Source organism: Streptomyces sp. UNOB3_S3, from assembly GCF_020740895.1.
In the GTDB taxonomy this organism is placed as follows: domain Bacteria; phylum Actinomycetota; class Actinomycetes; order Streptomycetales; family Streptomycetaceae; genus Streptomyces.
The window spans coordinates 1-11,903 of record NZ_JAILXP010000228.1 but is presented as its reverse complement, the minus strand read 5'-3'; the positions used below and the strand labels follow the sequence as shown (position 1 = coordinate 11,903).

Annotated in this window: 9 protein-coding genes; 2 read left to right on the top strand and 7 right to left on the bottom strand. The window is 74.3% G+C overall.

The window, feature by feature from the left end; genetic code table 11:
• From K6I33_RS22980 to K6I33_RS22955, 6 genes are all read right to left on the bottom strand, one after another.
• On the bottom strand, positions 1 to 408 hold a 408-nt coding region (locus tag K6I33_RS22980), incomplete at its 3' end, for a DUF6350 family protein (protein WP_308297273.1).
• 230 nt (positions 409 to 638) lie between these two features.
• A complete protein-coding gene (gene sucD / locus K6I33_RS22975) occupies positions 639 to 1,523 on the bottom strand; it encodes a succinate--CoA ligase subunit alpha (RefSeq protein ID WP_229356218.1) in 885 nt (294 codons plus the stop codon).
• A 22-nt stretch (positions 1,524 to 1,545) separates the two neighbouring features.
• The gene (gene sucC / locus K6I33_RS22970) at positions 1,546 to 2,721 is read right to left on the bottom strand and encodes an ADP-forming succinate--CoA ligase subunit beta (protein ID WP_229356216.1); all 1,176 of its coding nucleotides are present in this window, start codon (positions 2,719 to 2,721) and stop codon (positions 1,546 to 1,548) included.
• A 322-nt stretch (positions 2,722 to 3,043) separates the two neighbouring features.
• The gene (locus tag K6I33_RS22965; RefSeq protein WP_229356214.1) at positions 3,044 to 4,234 is read right to left on the bottom strand and encodes a VWA domain-containing protein; all 1,191 of its coding nucleotides are present in this window, start codon (positions 4,232 to 4,234) and stop codon (positions 3,044 to 3,046) included.
• Positions 4,231 to 6,669: a DUF5682 family protein gene (locus tag K6I33_RS22960; RefSeq protein ID WP_229356212.1), complete on the bottom strand. Its 2,439-nt coding sequence runs from the start codon at positions 6,667 to 6,669 to the stop codon at positions 4,231 to 4,233. Before K6I33_RS22960 ends, K6I33_RS22965 begins: the two co-directional genes overlap by 4 nt.
• Positions 6,666 to 7,898 (bottom strand): AAA family ATPase, encoded by a 1,233-nt coding sequence (locus K6I33_RS22955; protein WP_229356211.1) that lies wholly within the window; start codon positions 7,896 to 7,898, stop codon positions 6,666 to 6,668. The genes K6I33_RS22960 and K6I33_RS22955 overlap by 4 nt, the downstream gene beginning before the upstream one ends.
• On the opposite strand from K6I33_RS22955, the gene K6I33_RS22950 reads away from it, so the two are divergent.
• Entirely contained in the window at positions 7,897 to 9,252 is a 1,356-nt protein-coding gene (locus K6I33_RS22950; RefSeq protein ID WP_229356209.1) for an SWIM zinc finger family protein, read from the top strand. The genes K6I33_RS22955 and K6I33_RS22950 overlap by 2 nt on opposite strands.
• Positions 9,253 to 9,374: 122 nt before the next feature.
• The gene (locus K6I33_RS22945) at positions 9,375 to 10,961 is read left to right on the top strand and encodes a DUF5691 domain-containing protein (RefSeq protein ID WP_229356207.1); all 1,587 of its coding nucleotides are present in this window, start codon (positions 9,375 to 9,377) and stop codon (positions 10,959 to 10,961) included.
• 24 nt (positions 10,962 to 10,985) lie between these two features.
• Here the strand turns inward: K6I33_RS22945 and K6I33_RS22940 are convergent, their stop codons facing one another.
• Positions 10,986 to 11,396, bottom strand: coding sequence for a cobalamin B12-binding domain-containing protein (locus K6I33_RS22940; protein WP_229356205.1), 411 nt, complete (start codon positions 11,394 to 11,396; stop codon positions 10,986 to 10,988).
• Positions 11,397 to 11,903 lie beyond the last annotated feature (507 nt).

The following is an 11,903-nucleotide window of genomic DNA, read 5'->3' as shown; positions in this document are numbered from 1 at the left end:
GCCGGGGGTGTCCGGGGGCGCGTCCTCGGGGGGCTCGAGGGCGTGGCAGGCGGCGCGGTAGAGCAGGGTGCAGGGCACGAGCGCGCACAGCAGCGGGGTCAGCGCGATGGGCGCGGGCGGCCCGGCCAGTGTCTCGGTCCGCACGAGGCCGGCGCCGTGCGCGAGCAGCCACAGGTCCGCGGCGACGCGCAGCGCGCCCGCGGGGCCGCTGTCGGGGTACGGGGAGGTGATCCACATCGCCAGGACGGCCATGGCGAAGGCCCCCAGTCCCAGCCCCGCGGCGAGCACCCCGCCGATGAACGCCGTGCTCGCCGATCCGGGCAGCGCCGGCGCCCAGGGCACCGGGCCCGCCTCCGCGGGCCGGTGCTCCGTCGTCGGCGACGGGCCGTGACCGGCGTATTCACTCACAGGGCCATGCTGCCAAGAACGCGCCTTTCGGGCGGGTAGCTGGCATTTAACCGTCGTGTCGCTTGTATGGCAACGAATACGGTTATGAACCTTTTAGTCCAACCAGGTGCGGCAGCAGCCGCGTACAGGCGTGGCACCCGCATACGGGCCGTATGCGTGGCACCCACAAACGGGCGTGGGCCCGCACCCCCTGCCGGGGTGCGGGCCCACGCCGTGGAACCTGGGCGGCGTCAGCCGGCCAGCGCGGCGCGCGCGAGGCGGGCCGTCTCGGACGGGGTCTTGCCGACCTTCACGCCCGCGGCCTCGAGGGCCTCCTTCTTCGCCTGGGCGGTGCCGGACGAACCGGACACGATGGCACCGGCGTGGCCCATCGTCTTGCCCTCGGGCGCGGTGAAGCCGGCCACGTAGCCGACGACCGGCTTGGTGACGTGCTCCTTGATGAAGTCGGCCGCCCGCTCCTCCGCGTCGCCGCCGATCTCGCCGATCATGACGATCAGGTCGGTCTCGGGGTCGTCCTGGAAGGCCTTCAGGGCGTCGATGTGGGTGGTGCCGATGATCGGGTCGCCACCGATGCCGACGCAGGAGCTGAAGCCGAGGTCGCGCAGCTCGTACATCATCTGGTAGGTCAGCGTGCCGGACTTGGACACGAGACCGATGCGGCCGGGCTTGGTGATGTCGGCCGGGATGATGCCCGCGTTGGACTGGCCGGGGCTGATCAGACCCGGGCAGTTGGGGCCGATGATGCGGGTCTTGTTGCCCTTGGCCTGGGCCAGCGCCCAGAACGAGGCGGTGTCGTGGACCGCGACGCCCTCGGTGATCACGACGGCGAGCTCGATCTCGGCCTCGATGGCCTCGACGACCGCGTCCTTGGTGAACTTCTCCGGGACGAAGATGACCGTGACGTCGGCGCCGGTCTTCTCCATGGCGTCCTTGACGGAGCCGAAGACGGGGACCTCGTTGCCGTCGAAGTCGACGGTCGTGCCGGCCTTGCGCGGGTTCACGCCACCGACGATGTTGGTGCCGGAAGCCAGCATGCGCTTGGTGTGCTTCTGGCCCTCGGAGCCGGTCATGCCCTGGACGATGACCTTGCTGTCCTTGGTGAGGAAGATAGCCATGGTGTTCTAGTGACCTCGTTCCTTACTTCGCAGCCAGCTCGGCGGCGCGCTCGGCGGCGCCGTCCATGGTGTCCACCTGCTGCACCAGCGGGTGGTTGGCGTCGGTCAGGATCTTGCGACCCAGCTCCGCGTTGTTGCCGTCGAGGCGCACGACGAGCGGCTTCTCGACCTTCTCGCCCTTGGACTCGAGCAGGGCCAGGGCCTGGACGATGCCGTTGGCGACCGCGTCACAGGCGGTGATGCCACCGAAGACGTTGACGAAGACGGACTTGACGTCCTCGTCGCCCAGGATGATCTCGAGGCCGTTGGCCATGACCTCGGCGGAGGCGCCGCCACCGATGTCGAGGAAGTTGGCGGGCTTGACACCACCGTGGTTCTCACCGGCGTAGGCGACGACGTCCAGGGTGCTCATGACGAGACCCGCGCCGTTGCCGATGATGCCGACCTGGCCGTCGAGCTTGACGTAGTTCAGGCCCTTGGCCTTGGCGGCCGCCTCGAGCGGGTTGGCGGCGGCCTTGTCCTCGAGCTCCTCGTGCGAGGGCTGACGGAACTCGGCGTTGGCGTCCAGGGAGACCTTGCCGTCGAGCGCGATGACGCGGCCGTCGGCGACCTTGGCGAGCGGGTTGACCTCGACGAGGAGCGCGTCCTCGGCGACGAAGGTCTTCCACAGGGTCACGAGGACCTCGGCGACCTGCTCGGCGACCTCGGCCGGGAAGGCGGCCTGGGCGACGATCTCGCGGGCCTTCTCGATGGAGACGCCCTCGTTGGCGTCGACCGGCACCTTGGCGAGCTTCTCGGGGGTCGTCGCGGCGACCTCCTCGATGTCCATGCCGCCGGCGACGGACGCCATGGCGAGGAAGGTGCGGTTGGTGCGGTCGAGGAGGTACGAGACGTAGTACTCCTCGGCGATCTCCGGAGCGGTCTCGGCGATCATGACCTTGTGGACCGTGTGGCCCTTGATGTCCATGCCGAGGATGTCCGTCGCGCGGGCGACGGCCTCGTCCGGCGTGGCGGCCAGCTTCACACCGCCGGCCTTGCCGCGGCCACCGACCTTCACCTGAGCCTTGACGACCGAACGGCCGCCCAGACGCTCAGTGGCCTCGCGCGCCGCCTCAGGCGTGTCGATGACTTCACCGGCCAGCACCGGTACACCGTGCTTGGCGAAGAGGTCCCTCGCCTGGTACTCGAACAGGTCCACGCGCGTCCGTCCCTTTTCCATGGATATCGCGGTTCGTTGTCTGCGCGGGCGTGCCGCAGGGCGGCGTGAGGGCGCGATCTCCGCAAAGGTCCGGGGGTTTGCGCCCCGGGATAGCACGGGCGAGGGCGGCACACGTTCACCGTTGACGCGGCATGTCCGTCTCGCAGGTTATCCCCGAGGGAGGGAGGTCCCTAAATCGCAGATCACACTCCGGCCGTGATTACGCTCACAGATCGCGACGACGCCCGCACGCGTTCGGCCGCGTTCGGCGTAGCCGGGGGTGTCACCGGGGGCCGTCACGGGGGGCCACCGCCGGGGGCCTTCAGACGGCCGGGTCGGGTATCGGCAGCGGGCGTTTCTCCAGGGCGGCGGCCATGACCTCCGGGAAGAGGTCCGGGGTGCAGGCGAAGGCGGGCGCGCCCAGGGCGGCGAGGGCCGCCGCGTGGTCGCGGTCGCAGGCGGGGGCGCCCTCGTCGGACAGGGCCAGCAGGGTGACGAACCGGACCCCGGCCGCCTTCATCGCGGCGACCCTCTTGAGCATTTCATCCCGGATGCCTCCCTCGTAGAGATCACTGATGAGGACCACGACCGTCTCGGCCGGCCGGGTGATCCGTGACTGGCAGTAGGCGAGCGCGCGGTTGATGTCCGTGCCGCCGCCGAGCTGGGTGCCGAAGAGCACGTCCACCGGGTCGGCCAGCTGGTCGGTGAGGTCGACGACGGCCGTGTCGAAGACGACGAGACGTGTGTCGAGGGCGCGCATGGAGGCGAGGACCGCGCCGAAGACGGAGGCGTAGACGACGGAGGCGGCCATGGAGCCCGACTGGTCGATGCAGAGGATCACCTCCTTCTTCACCGCCCGGGAGGCCCGGCCGTAGCCGATCAGGCGCTCGGGGACGACCGTGCGGTGGGCGGGCAGGTAGTTCTTGAGGTTGGCCCGGATGGTGCGGTCCCAGTCGATGTCGGCGTGGCGGGGGCGGGACGTCCGCGCGGAGCGGTCGAGGGCACCGGTGAGGGTGGCGCGGGTCCGGCCGCCGAGGCGGGACTCCAGGTCCGCGACGACCTTGCGGACGACGGCCCGCGCGGTCTCCTTGGTGGCCTCGGGCATCGCCTTGTTGAGGGAGAGCAGGGTGCCGACGAGATGGACGTCGGCCTCGACGGCCTCCAGCATCTCCGGCTCCAGCAGCAGCGCGGACAGCCCGAGGTTGTCGATGGCGTCCCGCTGCATCACCTGAACGACGGAAGCCGGAAAGTACGTCCGGATGTCCCCCAGCCAGCGGGCGACCCGTGGCGCGGACGCGCCGAGCCCGCCCCGGCACGGGCCGCCGGTCTCGCCGCCGTCGGCTCCGCCGCCGTACAGCGCCTCCAGGGTCCGGTCCATGGCGGCGTCGGCGCCGGCGAGGACACCGCCGGCGGCCCCCTGCCCGCTACCCGGGCCGCCCTCCGCACCGAGCACGAGCCGCCAGCGGCGCAGCCGCTCCGCTTCCGCGGTGGTGCCGGTCGTTTCGTTAGTCACGCGAGTACTCCCCCTACTCCTGTCCGTACCGCTTCCGTCTGTGCCGCTTCCGTCTGTGCCGCCTCCGGCTCCGGCACCGCTTCCGCTCCCAGCAGCAGTCGCAGCGTCGGCAGGACGGCCGCCGCGCGCTCCGGGTCCAGGCCCGGGCCGAAGCCCGGTGCCGCGCCGTGGTCCGGGGACTTCGGGCCGGCGCCCGGGCCGCCCCGGCGTATCCGCTCGCCCAGCGTCCGCCGCACCCCCGGCTCGAACGCGGAGAACGTGCGCCGCAGCAGCGGCAGTACGCCGGTGAAGGACTCGGACGGCACTCCGGTGAGCCAGCCGTCGACGAGGTCGAGGAGGCCCTCGTCGTGGACGAGCAGCATCCCGCCGGAGCCGCCGCTGCCGACGAACCCCTCGATCCAGGCCGCCGCCTCGGCGGGCGGCGAACCGACCGAGAGCGCGAGGCCCATCAGCCGGGCCGCCCGCTCGTGCGTCAGGCGCCCGTCGTCGAGCAGCAGCCGCGCGGCCCGGCCGCGTATCCCGCCCGGCAGCCCGTCCCGCTCGGCGAGCACCTTCAGGACGGCGGCCCAGCGGTCCCTGAGGCCGGGCGGCGCGGCGGCCGGGGCCGCGACGGCGTCCGCGGGCTCCGCCAGCAGGGCGACCGCCTGGTGCACGGCGTCCACATGGCCGCGCATCTCCGCCGCCGCGTCCGTGTCGAGGCCCGCGCAGGCGGCGGGCAGGCCGACGAAGACGCGCTCGGCGAGACCGGCGGCCACTTCGGCGAGGGCGGCCGTGTCCGTGCGGCGCACGTCGCCGTAGCGCACGGAGCGGACGAGGGCGGGCAGCGCCCGGGCCAGGTGGCCCGCGTCCGAGTCGAGGGCGGCGCGGTCGGCGAGGGCGCGCATGACGACGGGCAGGGCGTCGGGCAGGCCCGCGAGCAGGCACCGCTCGGCCAGGTCGGTGATCCCGGCGAGCGCGGTGGCCTCGCGCGCCAGCGACTCGGCCTTGGCCGTCGCCGCTCCCTCCACCGTCGTACCCCACGCCCCGGCCTCGGCGATCCGTACGGACAACTCGGGCTCCCAGCACAGCCGCCAGCCCTCCCGGAACGTGCCGAGCCCGCCGCGCGAGGGCAGCGGCTCGCCCCAGTCGACGCCGAGCAGCCGCAGCCGGTGCAGCAGCCTGCTGCGGGCCGCGTCCGTGTCCTTGCGCAGGTCGAACTCGCAGTCGCGCGCGGCCGCTTCGGGCTTGAGCCGCAGCGTGCGCCGCTGCCGGTCCAGGTCGCGCTGGAGGGGCGAGGCGGGCGCGGCGTCGGGAACCTCGCCCAGCACGTCGCCGACGACCAGCCGGTCCCGGACGAGAGCGAGCGGCACGTCCGAGCCGTCGCACATCACGGCGCGGATGGCGTCGACGGTCTCGGTGAGCCCGGCGAGCGGGCGGCCGCGCATCACGGCGAGGGTCTCGGCGAGCCGTACGGCCTCGATGACGTGGGCGGAGGAGACGGGGTGGCCCTCGGCGCGCAGCAGCCGGGCGACGTCGGTCATCCAGCGCTCGACGGGCCGGTCGGGGGACCGGAAGAGATGCCCGTACCAGCCGGGCGAGGTGACGCCGGCGCCGTAGCCGCTGTGGCGGGAGAGGCGGCGGTGGGTCCAGGGCACCCAGCCGATCTCGACCTTGGCCTTGGGCAGGCCCTTGAGCGCCTGCCGGTCGGCGGTCACGGTCCGCCGCTCGGCGAGGGCGGGCACGTGCCAGGCGCCGCACACGACCGCGACGGCGTCCCCGAACTCCCGCCGCGCCTCACGGAGCTTGAGCCGCATATGGGCCTCGCGGACCGCGTCGCGCCCGGCGTGGGCGGTGCCGCCCTCCTCACCGAGGGCGGACCGGAGTTCGCCCATGGCCTCGGCGACGGCCTCGAACGGGGCGAGCGCGTCGCCCTCGCCGCGACGGTGCTCGACGACGTCCTCCCACCAGGCCTCGGGGTCGTCGTACCCGGCGGCTCCGGCGAGCACGGCGAGCGGGTCGGTGCGCGGACTCGCGTCCTCTGCCGGTCCGGGGACGGCCTCGGGCCCGGGTCCGGTCCCCACGTCAGGGCCGGTCCCCGCGCCGGGCCCGGGTCTGGCCTCCTCGCCCAGCGCGAGCGTGTGCGCGGCGGGCAGGTCGATGAAGCGGACCGGGACGTCGTGGGCGAGGGCCCAGCGCAGGGCGACCCACTCCGGGGAGAACGCGGCGAACGGCCAGAACGCGGCGCGGCCCGGTTCCCCGGCGACGTGGGCCAGCAGGGCCACGGGCGGGCGCATGTCCTCCTCGGCGGCGAGGGGGACGAGGGCGTCCGCCTCGGGCGGGCCCTCGATCAGCACGGCGGCGGGCCGGCACCGGTCGAGGGCGGCCCGTACGGCCCGTGCGGAGCCCGGGCCGTGGTGGCGTACGCCGAGGAGCACCGGGGCGGCGGTCCCGGTCACGCGGCCACCTCGCGGCAGGCGCGGTAGAAGTCCTTCCAGCCGTCCCGTTCGCGGGCGACGGTCTCCAGGTACTCCTGCCAGATCACCCGGTCGGCCGCTGGGTCGCGGACGACCGCGCCGAGGATGCCGGCGGCCACGTCCCCGGCGCGCAGCACGCCGTCGCCGAAGTGGGCGGCGAGCGCGAGCCCGCCCGTGACGACGGAGATCGCCTCGGCCGTCGAGAGCGTTCCCGAGGGCGACTTGAGCTTGGTGCGGCCGTCGGCGGTGACGCCGTCGCGCAGCTCGCGGAAGACGGTGACGACGCGGCGGATCTCGTCGATGCCGTCGGGCGTGGCGGGCAGGTCCAGGGAGCGGCCGATCTGGTCGACGCGGCGGGCGACGATGCCGACCTCGTCCTCGGCGGTGGCGGGCAGGGGCAGGACGACCGTGTTGAACCGGCGGCGGAGCGCGCTGGAGAGCTCGTTGACCCCGCGGTCGCGGTCGTTGGCCGTGGCGATGAGGTTGAACCCGCGCACGGCCTGGACCTCCTGGCCCAGCTCGGGGATGGGGAGGGTCTTCTCGGACAGGACGGTGATGAGGGTGTCCTGGACATCTGCGGGGATGCGGGTCAGCTCCTCGACGCGCGCGGTCATGCCCTCGGCCATGGCCCGCATGACGGGGCTGGGCACGAGCGCGTCGCGGCTGGGGCCTTCGGCGAGCAGCCGGGCGTAGTTCCACCCGTAGCGGATGGCCTCCTCGGCGGTGCCGGCGGTGCCCTGGACGAGCAGGGTGGAGTCGCCGCTGACGGCGGCGGCCAGGTGCTCCGACACCCAGGTCTTGGCGGTGCCGGGCACGCCGAGCAGCAGCAGGGCGCGGTCGGTGGCGAGCGTGGTGACGGCGACCTCGACGACTCTGCGCGGGCCCACGTACTTGGGCGTGATCACGGTGCCGTCGGGCAGCGTGCCGCCGAGCAGGTACATGGCGACGGCCCACGGCGACAGCCGCCAACGCTCGGGCCTGGGGCGGTCGTCGGCCGCCTCGAGGGCCTTCAGCTCGTGGGCGAAAGCGTCCTCGGCGTGCGGGCGCAGGGCATCGGTCTGGATTCCGGGCACGGTCACAAGTCCCCCTCGTCGTGCGGTTCCCGAAGATGGCGTGAACCACCCTGCACCACCCCACTGACAATCAACCTGACCTGCGGTTTCGTCGTGCCGAGGTCGATTGTCAGTGGGGTCCCCTACCGTCGGTGACATGAATCCGCAGGGGGAACGCTGGACGGCGGAACGCGTGCTGGAACTGGCACCTGACGCCGCATCACGCAAGGCGGGCGCGAAGCTCGCGACGCCCGGCCCGTGGTCGGGCGCGGGTGCGCACACGGGCGCGGTCTGGGGGGAGTGCGCGGGCAGCGGCGGCAAGCCGTACCGGACGGTGGTGGATCTGGCGGGGCCGGGTTTCCACTGTTCCTGTCCGAGCCGCAAGTTCCCGTGCAAGCACGCGCTGGGGCTGCTGCTGTCGTGGTCGGAGGGACCGGGATCCGTCCCGGAGGGGGCGCCGCCGGGCTGGGCGGCCCAGTGGCTGGACGGGCGGCGGCAGCGGGAGGCCGCGCGGTCCGGGGCGGCCGCTTCCGGCGCGTCCCGGGGCCCGGCCGACCCGGAGGCCGCGCGCCGCCGGGCGGAGCGGCGCGCGCGGCGGATCGCCGAGGGAGCCTCGGAGCTGGAGCGGCGCCTCGCCGATCTGCTGCGGAGCGGCCTGGCGTCGGCCGACGCCGCCTCGTACGGGCGGTGGGAGGAGACGGCGGCCCGTATGGTCGACGCCCAGGCGCCCGGACTGGCCGCGCGGGTCCGGGAGTTGGCGTCCGTGGCGGCTTCCGGCTCCGGGGCCGGCCGGACCTCCCGGCTGCTGGAGGAGTGCGCGCTCCTCCACACCCTCGGCCAGGGGTTCCTCCGGCTGGAAAAGCTGCCGGAGCCCCTGGCGGCGACGGTGCGGGCGCGCGTGGGCGTCACGCCGGACAAGGCATCGCTGCTGGCCACCGCCCCGCTCGTGCGCGACCGTTGGCTCGTCCTGGCCCAGCGGGACGGCGACGACGGCCGGCTGGTCACGCGGCGCGTCTGGCTGCGGGGCCGGGACACGGGCCGGATGGCCCTGCTCCTCTCCTACGGCGCGGCGGGCCGCGCGCCCGAGCTGTCCCTCCCCGTCGGTCTGGCCCTGGACGCGGACCTCGCCTTCCACCCTTCCGCCCGGCCGCTGCGGGCGGTCCTGGGCACCCGGCACGCGGCCCCGGCGCCGGTCCCCGGCCCGCCGCCGGGCGGTGACGCGCGGGAGGCGCTCCGGGCGTACGGCGAGGCGCTGTGCGACGACCCGTGGCTGGAGGGCTGGCCGGTGGTCCTCTCGGGGGTGGTCCCGGTCCCCGGCCCGGACGGCGGCGACTGGCAACTGGCGGACGCGGACGGCCGGTCGGCCCTCCCGGTGTCCCCCGGCGGTGAGGAATCGGCCCTGTGGCGGCTGACGGCGATATCGGGCGGGCGCCCGGTGCGGGTGTTCGGCGAATGCGGGCACCGGGGCTTCACACCACTGCTGGCCTGGGCACCGGAGCCGGTGGCCCTGTGACGGAGAACAGCCCCGTGAAGGAAGGCAGCCCTGTGACGGAAAGCTGCCCTGCGAAGGAAAGCTGCCCTGCGAAGGAAGGCAGTCCTGTGATGGAAGGCAGTCCTGTGATGGAAAGACCTGCGATGACCACCACCTGGGACGACCTCGTCACCACCGCCCTCCTCGGCACGGACCGCCGCCCCGCCTCCCCCGGGGCGCTGCTCGACGAGGCCGCGCTGCGGACCGTACAGCGCCGGGCCGCGCTCCTGCCTGCCACACCGCGACCGCTGCCCGAGGCGGCGCCGGAGGACGTCCGTCCGCCTCTGCCGGAGGCCGCCCGGCGCCGGCTGGCGCTGCTGCTCGCCGAGCGCGCGGCGGGCCCCGGCGGCTCCGGGCGCCGCGGCGGCGGCCCGGACCTCACCGAGTTGCTGCCCCAGTGGCTGGCGGCCGCCAACGACCACGGCTACCGCGCCCCGGAGGCCCTGCTGCCCGGGCTGCTCGACGCGGCGCGCGCTCGCAGCGACCTGCGGCCCGGGGCGCTGGCCCTGGGCGGCCCCCGCGCCCTGTGGCTGGCGCGGCTCAACCCGCAGTGGAGATACGCGCTGCGCGACGCCCCGGCGTCGAGCGCGGCACCGGCCGCCACGGACACGGCGGACAGGGCGGACGGCGCCGCGCACCGCATCCAGCTCTGGCAGGAGGGCCTGTTCGCGGAACGCGTGGCCCTGCTGACGTCGCTGCGGCGCCACGACCCCGCCGCCGCCCGGGAGCTGCTGGCCACGACCTGGACCCAGGAGCGGGCGGAGGACCGGCTGATGTTCCTGGACACACTGCGCGACGAACTCTCCCTCACCGACGAGCCGTTCCTGGAACGGGCCCTGACGGACCGGGGCCGTACCGTCCGGGCCGCGGCCGCCGAGCTGCTGTCGGCGCTCCCCGCGTCCGCGCTCGCGGGCCGGATGGCGGAGCGGGCCAGGGCCTGCGTCGCCCTGGACCGCACCGGCGGGCGGCACACCGTGGTCGTGGAGGCGCCCCACGAGTGCGACGCCGCGATGCGCCGCGACGGCGTCGTGGCCAAGCCCCCGGCGGGCCGGGGCGAACGGTCGTGGTGGCTGGGCCAGCTCGTGGAGGCGGCCCCGCTGGGGATCTGGTGCGAGCGCCTCGGCGTGGCGGGCGCCGCCGAGGCCGTGGCCCTGCCGGTGGCCGACGGCTGGCGGCCCGACCTCCACGCGGCCTGGTGCCGGGCCGCCGTCCGGCAGGGGGACGCGGAGTGGTCACGGGCGCTGCTGGGCCCGGCCGCGTCCCCGCCCGCGCCCATGGGTGCCTCGTGGCTGGACCCGGCGAAGCTGCTGTCCGCGCTGCCGCCCGGGGAACGGGCCGGGTGGGTAGCGGAGTTCATCGCGGCGCACGGCCTGTCGGAGGCGTTCCGGCTGCTCGGCGTGTGCGCGGTGCCCTGGGCGGAGCCTCTGGGCCGGGCGGTGGTGGACGCGCTGGACACGGCCCGGGAGGCGGGCGGCTATCCCTGGAGCTTCAGCGGGGTGATGGGCATGGCCGAGCGGTGTCTGGATCCGGAGCAGGCCGATCTGCTGGAGGCGCTCACCGTCTTCCCATCCGGACGGGAGGACGGTGAGCCCCACGGCGCGGCGGGCTACTGGGCGGAGGCGTACCAGCGGCTCATCGGCACGCTGCGCCTCCGCGCCGCGATGCGAGAGGAGCTCGCCGACGGGAACTGACCGGAGCTGACCGGAGCCTCGTCCTCAGGCGGTCTGCCGCCGGACGTTGGCGTTGACCCACTCCACGATCGAGGTCGTCGTCGCCCCGGGGGTGAAGAGCTCCGCGACGCCCAGCTCCTTGAGCGGGGCGATGTCGGCCTCGGGGATGATGCCGCCGCCGAAGACCTTGATGTCCTCCGCGTCGCGCTCCTTCAGCAGCTCCATCACCTTGGCGAAGAGGGTGTTGTGCGCGCCGGAGAGGATGGAGAGGCCGATCGCGTCCGCGTCCTCCTGGATCGCGGTGTCGACGATCTGCTCGGGCGTCTGATGGAGCCCGGTGTAGATGACCTCCATGCCGGCGTCGCGCAGCGCCCGTGCGATGACCTTGGCGCCGCGATCATGGCCGTCGAGCCCGGGCTTGGCCACCACCACGCGGATCGGACCGGTCACTCCCATCACTGCCTCCCTGTACGTGCGCGTACGTGCCGTCGGCCGCTGTGTTCAGCATCCCGCACCCGGCCGTTTCACGGTGGAGGCCGAGGGGGAAATCACACGTGGGACACCACGTTCGCTACGCACCGCTCCCGTAACCCCCGTCTCACGGGCCACATCGCCCGCTCCGACCACGAGACGCGCCGGGCCACGAGACACCGGACCACGGGGCGGCCGCGAGGGGAGCCGCGACGAGGCGGCCGCCCCTCTGTGCCGACAGCCGCACGGCACAGAAGGGTGGCCCGCCACGCGCACAGCTGCCCATGAGGGCACACGGGGGAGAGGTCGTCCGCTGTGTGCTGTTCGGGAGGTCGGTCGGCCATGGGGGCCTTGCCCTTTCTCTTTACCCTCTTACGCTCCTTCGTCGCGGCGCGCCCACGCCCGTCGGCCGCGCTCGTCCGGTCCACGCTGCTGGAGCTGGCGATCCTCACCGCGCACGTACTGCTCTACCCCACCGGGATCGCCCAGGAG